Raw genomic sequence first — 15728 nt, forward strand, 5'->3', positions numbered from 1 at the left:
ACGCGCCTCCCCCTCGCATGCCCTTGGCACGAGGGGTTTTTTGTTGCACGAATCCGGGTCGGCCACCGCAGAAACCCTGGCCTCAACCCCCCGAAATCCGGACGATCGAGGCACCGCCGGAGACCGCCCCGGTGGCCACCGCCACCAGGGCCGGCGCCACCCCGAGCAGAACCCGAGAAGAGACAGGCAGATGACTGAGCACGCCGCAACCCCCCGCCGCGGGGACCACCCGGCCGCCCACGCTCCGGGTCAGCAGACCATCGAGACCATGACCGGCGCGCAGTCGCTCATCCGTTCGCTCGAGGCCGTGGGGGCCGACACGGTCTTCGGCATCCCGGGCGGCGCGATCCTCCCGGCGTACGACCCGCTGATGGACTCCACCAAGGTCCGGCACATCCTGGTCCGCCACGAGCAGGGCGCCGGCCACGCCGCGACCGGCTACGCGCAGGCCACCGGCAAGGTCGGCGTCTGCATGGCCACCTCGGGCCCCGGCGCCACCAACCTGGTCACGCCGATCGCCGACGCCTACATGGACTCGGTGCCGATGGTCGCGATCACCGGCCAGGTCACCTCCAAGGCGATCGGCACGGACGCCTTCCAGGAGGCGGACATCTGCGGCATCACCATGCCGATCACCAAGCACAACTACCTGGTCACCGACCCGGCCGAGATCCCCCGGGTGATCGCCGAGGCGTTCCACATCGCCGCCACCGGCCGCCCCGGCCCGGTCCTGGTCGACATCGCCAAGGACGCGCTGCAGGCCACCACCACCTTCCGCTGGCCGGTCGAGCCCTCGCTGCCCGGCTACCGCCCCGTCACCAAGCCGCACGCCAAGCAGATCCGCGAGGCCGCCAAGCTGCTGGTCAACTCGAAGCGGCCGGTGCTGTACGTCGGCGGCGGCGTGCTCAAGGCCAACGCCGGCACCGAGCTGCGCATCCTGGCCGAGCTGACCGGCGCCCCCGTGGTCACCACCCTGATGGCGATCGGCGTCTTCCCGGACAGCCACCCGCAGCACCTGGGCATGCCCGGCATGCACGGCTCGGTCCCCGCCGTCACCGCGCTGCAGAAGTCCGACCTGCTGTTCACCCTGGGCGCCCGCTTCGACGACCGGGTCACCGGCAAGCTCGACTCGTTCGCCCCGAACGCCAAGGTCGTGCACGCCGACATCGACCCGGCCGAGATCGGCAAGAACCGCCCGGCGGACGTCCCGATCGTCGGCGACGCCCGTGAGGTGCTGGCCGACCTGATCGTCGCCGTCCAGGCCGAGTTCGACGCCGGCCACCGCGGCGACTACGCGGACTGGTGGACCAAGCTCAACCACTGGAAGAAGACCTACCCGGTCGGCTGGGAGCCCGCCCCCGACGGCCGGCTGTCGCCGCAGCAGGTGATCGAGCGGATCGGCCAACTGGTCGGCCCGGACGCGATCTACGCCGCGGGCGTCGGCCAGCACCAGATGTGGGCCAGCCAGTTCATCCAGTTCGAGAAGCCCGCGACCTGGCTGAACTCCGGCGGCGCCGGCACCATGGGCTACGCCGTCCCGGCGGCCATGGGCGCCAAGGCCGGCAAGCCCGACACCCCGGTGTGGGCGATCGACGGCGACGGCTGCTTCCAGATGACCAATCAGGAACTGACCACCTGCACGCTGAACAACCTGCCGATCAAGGTCGCGGTCATCAACAACGGCTCGCTGGGCATGGTCCGCCAGTGGCAGACGCTGTTCTACAACCAGCGCTACTCCAACACCGTCCTGCACTCCGGCCCCGGCCACGACGGCATCGAGCCGCCCGCCCAGGGCACCCGGATCCCGGACTTCGTGCTGCTGTCCGAGGCGATGGGCTGCGTCGGCCTGCGCTGCGAGCGCCCCGAGGACCTGGACGCCGTGATCAAGCAGGCCATGGAGATCAACGACCGTCCGGTGGTCATCGACTTCATCGTCCACCAGGACGCGATGGTCTGGCCGATGGTCGCCGCCGGCACCTCCAACGACGAGATCCTGTTCGCCCGTGGCGTCCGCCCCGACTTCGGCGACGACCAGGACTGACGAGTCAGAAAGCGATGACCACCATGTCCAAGCACACCCTGTCCGTCCTGGTCGAGAACAAGCCCGGCGTGCTCGCCCGGATCGCCGCGCTGTTCTCCCGCCGCGGCTTCAACATCGACTCGCTCGCGGTCGGCCCGACCGAGCACCCCGACATCTCCCGGATGACCATCGTGGTCAACGTCGAGGAGCTGCCGCTGGAGCAGGTCACCAAGCAGCTCAACAAGCTGGTCAACGTGATCAAGATCGTGGAGCTGGACCAGGGCCAGGCCGTCCAGCGCGAGCTGATCCTGGTGAAGGTTCGCGCCGACGCCGAGACCCGCTCCCAGGTCACCGAGATCGTCCAGCTGTTCCGCGCCAAGACCGTCGACGTGTCGCCCGACGCGGTGACCGTCGAGGCGACCGGCTCCTCGGACAAGCTGGAGGCCATGCTGCGGATGCTGGAGCCTTACGGCATCAAGGAGTTGGTGCAGTCCGGCCTGGTCGCCATCGGCCGCGGCGCCCGCTCCATCACCGACCGCTCGCTGCGTGCGCTCGACCGCACCGCCTGACCCAGGCGCTCGACGCCGCGTCTCAACACTCAAGCAGTACCGACGACCCCCGCCGGGTGCGCCTACGGTAGGAACCCCCGGCAACACCACCACGCAAGGAGATGTGCCCCCGTGGCCGAGCTGTTCTACGAAGACGACGCCGACCTGTCCATCATCCAGGGCCGCAAGGTCGCGGTCATCGGCTACGGCAGCCAGGGCCACGCCCACGCGCTGTCGCTGCGCGACTCGGGCGTGGACGTCCGCGTCGGCCTGCTGGAGGGCTCCAAGTCCCGTGCCGCCGCCGCCGAGGCCGGCCTGCGCGTGGTCACCCCGTCCGAGGCCGCGGCCGAGGCCGACGTCATCATGATCCTGGTGCCGGACCCGATCCAGGCCGACGTCTACAAGGAGGCCGTCGAGCCGAACCTGAAGGCGGGCGACGCCCTGTTCTTCGGCCACGGCCTGAACATCCGGTTCGGCTTCATCCAGCCGCCGGCCGACGTCGACGTCTGCATGGTCGCCCCGAAGGGCCCGGGCCACCTGGTCCGCCGCCAGTACCAGGAGGGCCGCGGCGTCCCGTGCATCGTGGCCGTCGAGCAGGACGCCACCGGCAAGGCCTTCGACCTGGCGCTGTCCTACGCCAAGGGCATCGGCGGCACCAAGGCCGGCGTCATCAAGACCACCTTCACCGAGGAGACCGAGACCGACCTGTTCGGCGAGCAGGCCGTCCTCTGCGGCGGCACCGCCGCCCTGGTCAAGGCCGGCTTCGAGACCCTGGTCGAGGCGGGCTACCAGCCCGAGATCGCCTACTTCGAGTGCCTGCACGAGCTGAAGCTGATCGTCGACCTGATGTACGAGGGCGGCCTGGAGAAGATGCGCTGGTCGGTCTCCGAGACCGCCGAGTGGGGCGACTACGTGACCGGCCCCCGCATCATCACCGCCGACACCAAGGCCGAGATGAAGAAGGTCCTCGCCGAGATCCAGGACGGCACCTTCGCCAACACCTGGATCGCCGAGTACAAGGCCGGCCTGCCGAAGTACAACGAGTACAAGAACGCGGACGCCGACCACCTGCTGGAGACCACCGGCAAGAAGCTGCGCAAGCTGATGTCCTGGGTGGACCAGGAGGCCTGAGCCGCCTCATCGCGCTTGTACAACAAGGCTGTTCCCGTCCGGGTGATTTCGCCGGACGGGAGCAGTCCCCCCGGCGGCCCGCCGATAGACTCCCGAATACGCGTCAGGCCCACAGCGTCGTGCGTCTAGCTACGCGACATGCCACCTTCCCCCGCCCTGTGCACGCCACCTCCGTGTGGCGGGGTGAACCGGACAGTTAAGGACACACTGTCGTGAGCACTGTGACACCTAAAAGCGCTGTCGTTCTGATCGCTGAAGAGCTCTCGCCCGCCACCGTCGACGCGCTGGGCCCCGACTTCGAGATCCGGCACTGCAACGGCGCCGACCGCACCGAGCTGCTGACCGCGATCGCGGACGTGGACGCCATCCTGATCCGCTCCGCCACCAAGGTGGACGCCGAGGCGCTGGCCGCCGCCAAGAAGCTCAAGGTCGTCGCCCGCGCCGGTGTCGGCCTGGACAACGTGGACGTCGCCGCCGCCACCAAGGCCGGCGTGATGGTCGTCAACGCGCCGACCTCCAACATCGTGACCGCCGCCGAACTCGCCTGCGGCCTGCTGATCTCGGTCGCCCGCAACATCGCGCCCGCCAACGCCGCGCTCAAGGGCGGCGAGTGGAAGCGCAACAAGTACACCGGCGTCGAGCTCAGCGAGAAGACCCTCGGCGTGGTCGGCCTCGGCCGGATCGGCGTCCTGGTCGCGCAGCGGATGTCCGCGTTCGGCATGAAGATCGTCGCCTACGACCCCTACATCCAGGCCGCCCGCGCGGCCCAGATGGGCGTCAAGCTGCTCTCGCTCGAAGAGCTGCTGGAGGTCTCGGACTTCATCACCGTGCACCTGCCGAAGACCCCGGAGACCATCGGCCTGATCGGCGACGAGGCGCTGCACAAGGTCAAGCCGAGCGTGCGGATCGTCAACGCGGCCCGCGGCGGCATCGTCGACGAGGACGCGCTGCTGCGCGCCCTGCAGGAGGGCCGGGTCGCCGGCGCCGGCCTCGACGTGTACGCCAAGGAGCCGTGCACCGACTCGCCGCTGTTCGCCCTCGACAACGTGGTGGCCACCCCGCACCTGGGCGCCTCCACCGACGAGGCGCAGGAGAAGGCCGGCATCGCGGTCGCCAAGTCGGTGCGCCTCGCGCTGGCCGGCGAGCTGGTGCCGGACGCGGTCAACGTCCAGGGCGGCGTGATCGCCGAGGACGTGCGCCCGGGCCTGCCGCTGGCCGAGAAGCTCGGCCGGATCTTCACCGCGCTGGCCGGCGAGGTCGCCGTCCGGCTCGACGTCGAGGTCCGCGGCGAGATCACCCAGCACGACGTGAAGGTGCTCGAACTCTCCGCGCTGAAGGGCGTGTTCGAGGACGTGGTGGCCGAGACGGTGTCGTACGTCAACGCCCCGCTGTTCGCCCAGGAGCGCGGCGTCGAGGTCCGCCTGACCACCTCCAGCGAGTCGCCCGAGCACCGCAACGTGATCACCGTCCGCGGCACCCTGGCGAACGGCTCGGAGGTGTCGATCTCCGGCACCCTGTCCGGCCACAAGCAGACCCAGAAGATCGTCGGCGTGGACGGCTTCGACGTGGACGTCGCGCTCACCGACCACATGGCGTTCTTCCACTACGAGGACCGCCCCGGCGTGGTCGGCACCCTCGGCCGGATCCTCGGCGACGCCGGCATCAACATCGCCGGCATGCAGGTCGCCCGCGACGGCGACAACGCGCTCGCCTCGATCACCGTCGACAGCGAGGTCTCGCAGGACGTCCTGACCGAGATCGCCGGTGCCATCGGCGCCCGCTTCGCCCGTTCGGTGAACCTCGGCTGACACCCCCTCAGCACCACCCGAACGGCCCTTCCGACCTTGAGGCGGAAGGGCCGTTCGCATGCCCGTGGATCGCCGGCGTCTCAGATACTAGGAAATCCAAGTAATTCGGCGACAGCGCCGCCGACCCGTCGTACTGTGGAGTAGTCATACGGTGCGCCACCCCCGCAACGCCGGGGCGCGTGGCCCGTGTGCGCGTACGCGGTGCGGCAGGCGACCCCTGCCGGCGTACCCCTCGCTCACCACCCTCCCGCGCGCTGCTGCGCCCCCGCACCAAGGAGCCCGGTATGCCTTTCGTCGCAGACCGCACCGCCGCCCCCACCACGCCCGCCACCGCCGCCGCCGTCCAGCGCCGCCGCCGCCGCGCCCAGGCCGACCCCCGGGCCGCCGCCGCCCTGCAGCGCGCCCTCGACCGCCGCGACAACGGCGGCCCCGCCGAGCACTGAGCCGCGCCCAACTCCACTGCTGCGCCAGGCGGGTGACTTACCGTCACCCGTCGGTGGAGATCCTCGCCCGGCCCCGCGGCGGCTCCTAGGTTGGGGCGGTGCGCACCGCCCTCGGCCTCCTCGCCGCCCTCGCCCTGCTCGCCCCGGCCGCCCCCGCGACGGCCGCCCCGCCCGCCGGGCCGCACCGGCCGACCACCACCGTCCTGCTGGAACTCGACACCGAACCCGCCGCCACCGCCTGGCGGCGCGCCCGGGACGACGCCCGGCGCGACCGCCGCACCCCCGAGCAGGGCCGGCGCGCCGCGGCCGCCGCCGGCAGCGCCGGCCGGGCCGCCGCCGACCGCTCGCTGGACACCCTCACCACCGCCCTGCACCGCGCCGTCCCCGAAGCCCGCCCGCTGTACCGCACCCGCACCCTGGTCAGCGGGCTCGCCGTCCGCCTGCCCGCCGACCGGCTGCCGCGCCTGACCGGCCTGCCCGGCGTCCGGGCCGTCCACCCCGTCACGCCCAAGCGGCGCGCCAACGGGCACTCGGTGCCGCTCACCGGCGCCCCCGCCGTCTGGGACGGCCCCGAGGGCCACACCGGCGAAGGCGTCCGGATCGGCGTCGTCGACTCCGGCATCGACTACACCCACGCCGACTTCGGCGGCCCCGGCACCCCCGAGGCCTACCGCGCCGTGGACGGCGCCAAGCCCGCACCCGCCGCCCTGTTCCCCAACGCCAAGGTGATCGGCGGCAAGGACCTGGTCGGCGACGACTACGACCCCGACCCGGCCGCCGAGGACTACCAGCCCGACCCGCACCCCGACGACAACCCGCTCGACTGCGCCGCCAACGGCCACGGCACCCACGTCGCCGGCACCGCCGCCGGCCTCGGCGTCACCGCCGACGGCACGCCCTACCGCGGCCCCTACCGGCCCGGACTCGACCCCGCCGGCTTCCGGGTCGCCCCCGGCGCGGCCCCCGGCGCCCAGCTGTACGCCATCAAGGTGTTCGGCTGCCACGGCTCCACCGACCAGCTCGCCGCCGCCCTCGACCTGGCCGCCGACCCGAACGGCGACGGCGACCTCACCGACCGGCTGGACGTGGTCAACCTCTCGCTCGGCAGCGCCTTCGGCCGCCCCGGCGACGCCGACGCCCTCGCCGCCGACCGGCTCGCCGCACTCGGCTCCGTGGTGGTCGCCGCCGCCGGCAACGAGGGCGACGTGTACGGCATCGGCGGCAGTCCCGGCAGCGCCGCCCGGGTCCTCACCGCCGCCGCCTCCGTCGACCCGCACGGCGACGCCGACGGCATCACCGTGCTCGCCCCCGCCGCCCTCGCCGGCACCGTCCCCGCGCACTGGAGCAGCAAGTACACCCAGTGGGACACCGCCGCCGTCAGCGGCGAACTCGCCGTCCCCGCCGAGGACCTGGACGGCTGCGCCCCCTTCTCGCCGACCGACGCCGACCGGCTGCGCGGCAGGATCGCCGTGCTCCGCTGGACCACCAAGGACCCCGACCGGGCCTGCGGCTCCGCCCCGCGCGCCGACCACGCCGCCGACGCCGGGGCGATCGGCGCGCTGTACGCCGCCGACGGCGACAACCTCGGCGAGATCGCCGGCGACGACCGGATCCCCGCCGCGATCCTGGCCCGCGCCGACGGCGACCGGCTGCTGACGGCCGCTCAGGACGGCCCCGTCACGGTCCGGCTCGCCGCCCCCGGCAACACCCTGCACGGCGCCGTCCCGCAGGACCAGCCGCGCCGCACCGACACCCTCGCCTCCTTCACCTCCCGCGGCATCGGCGTCGACGGCATCGTCAAACCCGACCTGGCCGCGCCGGGGGAGACCATCTGGTCCGCGAAGGCCGGCACCGGCAGCGGCGGCATGCGCGAGGACGGCACCTCGATGGCCACCCCGCACCTGGCCGGCCTGGCCGCGCTGGTCCGCTCCGCGCACCCCGAATGGAGCGCCGCCGACACCAAGGCCGCACTGATGAACACCGCCGCCGACACCTACCCGCACGACGACCGCACCGGCCCGGTGTACGGCCCCGAACGCACCGGCAGCGGCCGGGTCCGGGCCGACGCCGCCGTCCGCACCCCCGCCCTCGCGTACGGCACCCGGGTCGACGGCGCGGTCGGCGTCTCGTTCGGCGTCGTCGAGGCCACCGGCCGGTACCAGGCGACCCGCGAGGTCGAGGTCCGCAACCTGACCGACCGGCAACTCTCCTACCGCACCGGATACTCCGCTTCCACCGACGTTCCCGGTGCACGGTTCGCCCTCACGCCCGACCGGGTCGACCTGCCGCCGCACGGCACCGCGACCGTCACCGTCACGCTCCGCCTCGCGCACGGCCTCGGCCGCGCCCCCGACCCCACCCTCGACCTGGTCCAGGCCGGCCACCCGCGCACCTACCGCGGCGAACTCTCCGGCCGCCTCACCCTCACCCCCGCCGACCCGGCCGACCCCGAACTGCGCGTCCCGCTGTTCGCCGCCCCGCGCCCCGCCACCGACGCCACCGCCCTCGGCGCCCCCGCGGCCTTCGCCGTCTCCGGCGGCACCCGCCCCGACCTGCTCAGCGTGCTGCAGCCCGGCGGCACCGGCGAACGGTGGCCCGACTGCCCCGCCGACGGCCCCTGCGCGGACGACCCCGCCGACCGCGCCGCCGACCTCCACCACGCGGCCGCCGCCGTCGACGACCACGGCACGCTCTACCTCGCCGCCGTCCTCTGGGCGCCCGCCGCCACCCCCGCCGCGACCTACGGCGTCCGGGCCTCCCTCGACCTCGACGGCGACGGCGCCCCCGACGCCACCGTCCTCGCCGACCGCCTCCGCGGCAGCGACGTGCTGATCGCCCGCACCCTCGACGCCCGCACCGGCGCCGAACTCGACGTCCAACCCCTCAACGGCCACTGGGGCGACACCGACACCGCGCTGCTCGACTCCGACACCGTCCTGCTCCCGGTCCGCCTCTCCGCCCTCCCGCCGGCGACGAACCTCCACTACACCCTCTGGACCGGCCCCACCCAGGACCCCGCCGACGCCCTCTCCACCCTCGGCCCCTACCCCGTCGACCTCACCCGCCCCACCCCCGTCCTGCACCCCGCCGCCCCCGGCGAGACGTTCCGCACCGCCCTGCCCGACCCCCTGCTCATTCACCACCTCAACCCCGTCGGACGGCGCGTCCAACTCCTCAACCCGAAGGGTGACCCCGGGCCGGAAGGGGCCCGGTAGCCTGGCAGCACCGGCCAGAATCCCGACCGTGGGAGCACTGATGAGCGTCGACCCGTACCCGGACTGGCTCCGCCCGCCGGTCGGCGGCTACACCGCCGACGACCTGGACCGACTGCCGGACCTCCCGCCGCACACCGAGCTGATCGACGGGAGCCTGGTTTTCGGGAGTCCGCAGACGAGGTTCCACATGCGCGTGCTGCGCGTCCTGGAGAACGTGCTGGTCGCCGCCGTTCCCCGGGCTGGGAGGTGCTGCGCGAGATGTCGGTCAGGATCGACCCGCGCAATCGGCCGGAGCCGGACCTCATGGTGGTCGCCGAGGAAGGGAACACCGGCCAGCGCCAGACCTTCAGCCTGCCGGCCGATGTCCTGCTGGTGGTCGAAGTGGTGTCCGAGGAGTCGCAGACCCGCGACCGCGAGATCAAGCCCCGCAAGTACGCCGCCGCCGGCATCCGGTTCTTCTGGCGGGTGGAGAACGTCGACGACCGACCCGTCGCCCACACCTACGAGTTGGACCCGGCGACGAACCGGTACACCCCCACCGGGATCTTCCACGACCGCCTCAAGGTCGAGCACCCGTTCCCCGTCGACGTCGAGCTGGTCTGACGTCCCGTCCGAATGATGGACGGTGCGTGCTCAGGGCCTGGGACGGTTGTACTGTCCGAAGCATGTCTCGCACCATTCGTCTCGCTGTGATCCCGGGTGACGGCATCGGCCAGGAGGTCGTCGCCGAGGGCCTGAAGGTGCTTCGCGCCGCGCTTCCCTCCGACGTGAAGCTGGAGACCACCGAGTACGACCTCGGGGCCCGGCTGTACCACCGGACCGGGGAGACCCTTCCGGACGCCGTGCTGGCGGAACTGAAGGGCCAGGACGCGATCCTGCTCGGCGCGATCGGCGACCCGAGCGTGCCGTCCGGCGTGCTGGAGCGCGGGCTGCTGCTGAAGCTGCGGTTCGCCTTCGACCACCACATCAACCTCCGCCCCGGCAAGCTGTTCCCGGGCGTGACGTCGCCGCTGGCCGGACAGCCGGAGATCGACTTCGTGGTGGTCCGCGAGGGCACCGAGGGCCCGTACGTCGGCAACGGCGGCACGCTGCGCACCGGCACCCCGCAGGAGGTCGCCACCGAGGTCAGCCTGAACACCGCGTTCGGCATCGAGCGGGTCGTCCGGGACGCCTACCGGCGCGCCCAGGCCCGCCCGCGCAAGAAGCTGACCCTGGTTCACAAGAACAACGTGCTGGTGCACGCCGGCCACCTGTGGACCCGGATCTTCGAGCAGGTCGGCCGGGAGTTCCCCGAGGTCACCACCGACTACCTGCACGTGGACGCGGCGACGATCTTCTTCGTCACCCAGCCCGAGCGGTTCGACGTGATCGTCACCGACAACCTGTTCGGCGACATCCTGACCGACCTCGCCGCGGCCGTCACCGGCGGCATCGGCCTGGCCGCGTCCGGCAACATCAACCCGAGCGGCGAGTTCCCGTCGATGTTCGAGCCGGTGCACGGCTCCGCCCCGGACATCGCCGGCCAGGGCAAGGCCGACCCGACCGCCACCGTGCTCTCGGTCGCCATGCTGCTGGAGCACCTCGGCTTCGCCCCCGAGGCCGCCCGGGTCGAGGCCGCGGTCGCCGCGGACCTCGCCGAGCGCGCCGGCACCCGCTCGACCACCGAGGTCGGCGACGCGCTCGCCGCCCGAGTATCGGGCTGACCGGCCGGACCACAATTCCGGCCGACGGGCCGGTTCATATACGTACAGCCTCCCGGCTGTTCGGCACGGCCCTCTGGATGCGAGTATCGACAGTGGGCCGTGCCGTCATGCGTTCCTCCGCCCGGCGGTGGCCCAGCCCAACCCCACGGTGAAGGACAGACAGCCATGAGCACGCCGACCCAGGCGCCCATCACGTTCGACCTCAAGCCCTCCGCGCACCCGCTGCCCGACGCGGAGCGCGAGGCCCGACTGGCCAACCCCGGCTTCGGCCGGATCTTCACCGACCACATGGTGACCATCCGCTGGACCGAGGGCCGGGGCTGGCACGACGCCCAGCTGACGCCGTACGCGCCGCTGGAGATCGACCCGGCCAACATGACGCTGCACTACGGTCAGGCGATCTTCGAGGGCCTGAAGGCCTACCGCCAGGCCGACGGCTCCATCGCGACGTTCCGCCCCGAGGCCAACGCCGAGCGCTTCCGGGCCTCCGCCCGCCGCCTCGCGATGCCCGAGCTGCCCGTCGAGACCTTCGTCGAGGCCGTCGAACTGCTGGTCCAGCAGGACCGGGCGTGGGTGCCGAACCAGGCCGAGCAGAGCCTCTACCTGCGGCCGTTCATGTTCGCCACCGAGGCCGCGCTGGGCGTGCGCCCCGCCGACTCCTACCTGTTCATGGTCATCGCCTCGCCGGCCGGCGCGTACTTCCCCGGCGGCGTCAAGCCGGTCTCCGTCTGGCTCTCCGAGGACTACGTCCGCGCGGCGCCCGGCGGCACCGGCGCCGCGAAGTGCGCCGGCAACTACGCGGCCTCCCTGGTCGCCCAGGCCGAGGCCGCCGCCAAGGGCTGCGACCAGGTGGTCTGGCTGGACGCCGCCGAGCACAAGTGGGTCGAGGAGATGGGAGGCATGAACCTCTACTTCGTCGTCGGCGAGGGCGAGAACGCCACCGTCGTCACCCCGGAGCTCTCCGGCGCGCTGCTCCCCGGCATCACCCGCGACTCGCTGCTCGCCCTGGCCAACGACCTCGGCTACCGCTCCGAGGAGCGCAAGATCTCCACCGACGAGTGGAAGCAGGGCAACGCCGACGGCACCATCACCGAGGTCTTCGCCTGCGGCACCGCCGCCGTCATCACCCCCGTCGGCCACGTCAAGTCCGCCTCCGCGGACTGGACCGTCGCCAACGGCGAGCCCGGCCCCATCACCATGCAGCTCCGCGAGGCCCTCCTCGCCATCCAGAGCGGCCGCCGCCCGGACACCCACCACTGGCTCCACAAGATCGTCTGACGCCGTCCGCCCGGGCATTCCACGGTGGAATGCCCGGGCTCGACACCCTCGGAGACTCCGCTCGTCGAGCAGGCCGGACAGGAGGAAGGGGCCACGACCGCCGCGGTGCACGACGATGCCGACGTCCGGCGCGGCCCGGAGGACGACCTCCTCGAAGCCTTCCTGGCCCCGGACACCCCGCCGGGGTTCAAGGCCGAGCTCCTCGGGCGCCGTTCCGGATGGCGAGACGGGTCTGTCGGATCGCGGACCGTGTGCAAGACTGCCGAGGTGTCCTCGCTTTCGCTGATTATTAGCAGCAGGCGCGCCGGTCCGCAGTGACCGCTTCCGTGGCAACACCCTGACCGCGGAGCGACCACCAGCGTCCAGACCCGCGCGCAGACCTCTCGCACCCGCGAGGGGTCTTTTGTTTTGTCCCGGACCGGCCCGGGCCCTCACGAGGGGCCCGGAGACACCGGGGGTGCGCGCGGGATGCTGGACAGTGGAGCCGGATCACGATCCCGGCAGAAACGCAGAAACTCCACCGAACGGAGAACCCAGGGCCATGACCGAGGCCAACAGCCGTCCGCACGACGGCTTCCACGTCTTCGACACCACCCTCCGCGACGGCGCCCAGCGCGAGGGGATCAACCTCACGGTGGCGGACAAGCTCGCCATCGCACGGCACCTGGACGAGTTCGGAGTCGGTTTCATCGAGGGCGGCTGGCCCGGCGCCAACCCCCGCGACACCGAGTTCTTCGCCCGTGCGCAGGCCGAACTGGAGCTGAAGAACGCCCAGTTGGTGGCGTTCGGGGCGACCCGCCGGGCCGGCGGGAAGGCCGCCGAGGACCCGCAGCTGGCGGCGCTGGTGGCGTCCGGCGCGCCGGTGGTGACGCTGGTGGCGAAGTCCCACGACCGCCACGTGGAGCTGGCGCTGCGCACCACACTGGAGGAGAACCTGGAGATGGTCCGGGACAGCGTGGAGTTCCTGCGCTCCCGGGGCCGCCGGGTGTTCATCGACTGCGAGCACTTCTTCGACGGCTACCGGGCGAACCCGGAGTACGCGCTCGCCGTGGTGCGGGCCGCGCACGGCGCCGGTGCCGACGTGGTCGTGCTGTGCGACACCAACGGCGGCATGCTGCCGTCGGGCGTGCGCGAGATCGTCGCCGCGGTGCTGGCGGAGACCGGTGCGCGCCTCGGCATCCACGCCCAGGACGACACCGGCTGCGCGGTCGCGAACACGCTGGCCGCGGTGGACGCGGGCGCCACGCACGTGCAGTGCACCGCGAACGGCTACGGCGAGCGGGTCGGCAACGCGAACCTGTTCCCGGTGACGGCGGCGCTGGAGCTGAAGTACGACCGCCGGGTGCTGCCGGCCGGCAGCCTCGCCGAGATGACCCGGATCTCGCACGCGATCGCCGAGGTGGTGAACCTGACCCCGTCCACCCACCAGCCGTACGTGGGCTTCTCGGCGTTCGCGCACAAGGCGGGCCTGCACGCGTCCGCGATCAAGGTGGACCCGGACCTGTACCAGCACATCGACCCGGAGCTGGTCGGCAACACCATGCGGATGCTGGTGTCCGACATGGCGGGCCGGGCGTCGATCGAGCTGAAGGGCAAGGAGCTGGGCTACGACCTGGCCGGCGACCGGGACCTGGCGGGCCGGGTGGTGGCCCGGGTGAAGGCGCAGGAGAGCCTGGGCTACACGTACGAGGCGGCGGACGCCTCCTTCGAGCTGCTGCTGCGGGACGAGGCGAGCGGCGGCGAGCGGCGGCGGTTCTTCGAGCTGGAGTCCTGGCGGTCCATCAGCGAGCAGGGGCCGGAGGGCCGGGCGGGCAACGAGGCCACCGTGAAGCTGTGGGCGAAGGGCGAGCGGAAGGTCGCCACCGGTGAGGGCAACGGCCCGGTCGACGCGCTGGACAAGGCGCTGCGGGCGGCCCTGGAGCCGATCTACCCGCCGCTGGCGGAGCTGGAGCTGGTGGACTACAAGGTCCGCATCCTGGAGGGGCAGCACGGCACCGGGTCGAAGACCCGGGTGCTGGTCGAGTCCACGGACGGCACCGCGACGTGGTCGACGGTCGGCGTCGCGGACAACGTGATCGCGGCGTCCTGGGTGGCGCTCGAGGACGCTTACACCTACGGCCTGCTGAGGGCGGATCAGCAGCCGTAGCGACGGTTGGTGCGAGGAAGTGCCCAAGGGGCGTGCGGAAGGCTCCGCACGCCCCTTTCTGGCGTGGCCATGCCCCGTTTCGTCAGCGCAGGCGGGCGAGGAGGGCGTGTTCGACGAGGGTGATGAGTGCGCTCTTGGCGCTGTCCCGGCGTCGGGCGTCGAGGGTGATGATGGGGATGTCGGCGTTGAGTTGGAGTGCTTCGCGGACTTCGTCGGCGGTGTGGGGCTGGTGTCCGTCGAAGCCGTTGAGGGCGACGACGAAGGGGAGTCCGCTGTTCTCGAAGTAGTCGAGGGCGGGGAAGCAGTCGGCGAGGCGGCGGGTGTCGACGAGGACGACGGCGCCGATGGCTCCGCGGACGAGGTCGTCCCACATGAACCAGAAGCGGTCCTGTCCGGGGGTGCCGAACAGGTAGAGGATGAGGTCTTCGTCGAGGGTGATGCGGCCGAAGTCCATGGCGACGGTGGTGGTCGTCTTGCCGGAGACGTGGCTGAGGTCGTCGATGCCGGCGGAGGCCGAGGTCATGACGGCTTCGGTGCGCAGGGGGTTGATTTCGGAGACCGCGCCGACGAGCGTCGTCTTGCCCACGCCGAATCCGCCCGCGACGACGATCTTGGCGGAGGTGGTGGCGCGGCTGGGGGCGGCCGCGTTAGAGCTTGCGAAGTCCACTGAGGACCCTTTCGAGCAGCGTGACGTCGGGCTGGTTGCCGGATTCACCGCCGGCTGCGGGCTGGTGGATGGCGACCAGGCCGGCCTCGGCCAGGTCCGCCACGAGAATGCGGGCCACCCCCAGGGGGAGGCCGAGCAGGGCGGAGATCTCCGCCACCGACTTGACGTCGGAGGCGCACAGCGAGCAGATCCGCTGGTGCTCGGGCAGCAGCGTGGCCAGCCGGGCCTGGTCGACCGACGCGGAGACCAGCGCCTCCAGGGCGAGTTCGTAGCGCGGCCGGGTCCGTCCGCCGGTCATGGCGAACGGCCGGATCAGCGGCCCGGAGTCCTCGTGCTCGTCGAACCCGTCGTCCTCGTAAGGCTGTTCGACGTGCGGCGCCTCGTAGCGGTGCGGCAGGTCGGCCGGGTTCTGCGGGAACGACTCCGGTCCGGGGTAGGCCTGGCCGTATCCGTCCGGCTGCTGCTGGAACCAGCGGGGGTCGGACTGCGGGGGCAGGTACGACTGGCCACCGTCGAACTGCGGCGCGTACTGCTGCTGCTGACCGTGGCCGACGCCGGGAGCCCCGAAAGCGTCGTGGCCGGAGCCCGCGTACGGGACGCCGAACTGGCCACTGTGGTCGGGCGGTGTCACGGTTCATCTCCTCAAAGGGGTGCGGCGGTGCGTAGCTGGCCGCGTCGCCGAGGAGCGCCGAGGCCGGTGGTGCGAAGGCCGTACAACGCCCGGTCCCGAGGCCGCCGAAGCGACCTCGGGACGGGCAATGAGGTCTTT

The 15728-nt window shown here is 72.2% G+C and carries 11 protein-coding genes and 1 pseudogene; 10 read left to right on the forward strand and 2 right to left on the reverse strand.

The features are described from left to right. Positions 1 to 190 precede the first annotated feature (190 nt). The 10 genes and pseudogenes from ACFV1L_RS04420 (at position 191) to cimA (ending at position 14292) form a co-directional block, all read left to right on the forward strand. Complete coding sequence (locus ACFV1L_RS04420; RefSeq protein WP_380362758.1) at positions 191 to 2041, forward strand: acetolactate synthase large subunit; 1851 nt, start codon at positions 191 to 193, stop codon at positions 2039 to 2041. A 23-nt stretch (positions 2042 to 2064) separates the two neighbouring features. Continuing rightward, positions 2065 to 2589, forward strand: a complete 525-nt coding sequence (gene ilvN, locus ACFV1L_RS04425) for an acetolactate synthase small subunit (protein ID WP_380362812.1) — start codon at positions 2065 to 2067, stop codon at positions 2587 to 2589. A 111-nt stretch (positions 2590 to 2700) separates the two neighbouring features. Further along, on the forward strand, positions 2701 to 3699 hold the full coding sequence (gene ilvC, locus ACFV1L_RS04430; RefSeq protein WP_380362760.1) for a ketol-acid reductoisomerase: 999 nt from the start codon (positions 2701 to 2703) through the stop codon (positions 3697 to 3699). Between the two features lie 221 nt (positions 3700 to 3920). Continuing rightward, positions 3921 to 5507, forward strand: coding sequence for a phosphoglycerate dehydrogenase (serA, locus tag ACFV1L_RS04435; RefSeq protein ID WP_380362761.1), 1587 nt, complete (start codon positions 3921 to 3923; stop codon positions 5505 to 5507). A gap of 284 nt (positions 5508 to 5791) precedes the next feature. Continuing rightward, entirely contained in the window at positions 5792 to 5950 is a 159-nt protein-coding gene (locus ACFV1L_RS04440) for a hypothetical protein (protein ID WP_380362763.1), read from the forward strand. A gap of 98 nt (positions 5951 to 6048) precedes the next feature. Then, positions 6049 to 9165, forward strand: a complete 3117-nt coding sequence (locus ACFV1L_RS04445) for a S8 family serine peptidase (RefSeq protein ID WP_380362764.1) — start codon at positions 6049 to 6051, stop codon at positions 9163 to 9165. Between the two features lie 40 nt (positions 9166 to 9205). Next, a pseudogene (locus ACFV1L_RS04450) lies at positions 9206 to 9768 on the forward strand (Uma2 family endonuclease). A gap of 62 nt (positions 9769 to 9830) precedes the next feature. Next, positions 9831 to 10868, forward strand: a complete 1038-nt coding sequence (locus ACFV1L_RS04455) for a 3-isopropylmalate dehydrogenase (protein ID WP_380362766.1) — start codon at positions 9831 to 9833, stop codon at positions 10866 to 10868. 165 nt (positions 10869 to 11033) lie between these two features. Beyond that, positions 11034 to 12146 (forward strand): branched-chain amino acid aminotransferase, encoded by a 1113-nt coding sequence (locus ACFV1L_RS04460; protein ID WP_380362768.1) that lies wholly within the window; start codon positions 11034 to 11036, stop codon positions 12144 to 12146. A gap of 541 nt (positions 12147 to 12687) precedes the next feature. Continuing rightward, complete coding sequence (gene cimA, locus ACFV1L_RS04465) at positions 12688 to 14292, forward strand: citramalate synthase (protein WP_380362769.1); 1605 nt, start codon at positions 12688 to 12690, stop codon at positions 14290 to 14292. Positions 14293 to 14374: 82 nt separating this feature from the next. Here cimA and ACFV1L_RS04470 read toward each other — a convergent pair whose 3' ends face one another. Both ACFV1L_RS04470 and ACFV1L_RS04475 read right to left on the reverse strand, forming a co-directional pair. Further along, positions 14375 to 14959 (reverse strand): ATP/GTP-binding protein, encoded by a 585-nt coding sequence (locus tag ACFV1L_RS04470; RefSeq protein WP_035866431.1) that lies wholly within the window; start codon positions 14957 to 14959, stop codon positions 14375 to 14377. Then, positions 14940 to 15590 (reverse strand): DUF742 domain-containing protein, encoded by a 651-nt coding sequence (locus ACFV1L_RS04475; protein ID WP_380362771.1) that lies wholly within the window; start codon positions 15588 to 15590, stop codon positions 14940 to 14942. Before ACFV1L_RS04475 ends, ACFV1L_RS04470 begins: the two co-directional genes overlap by 20 nt. Between the last annotated feature and the right edge of the window lie 138 nt (positions 15591 to 15728).

It is taken from the genome of Kitasatospora sp. NPDC059646 (assembly GCF_042734615.1).
Classification (GTDB): Bacteria; Actinomycetota; Actinomycetes; order Streptomycetales; family Streptomycetaceae; genus Kitasatospora.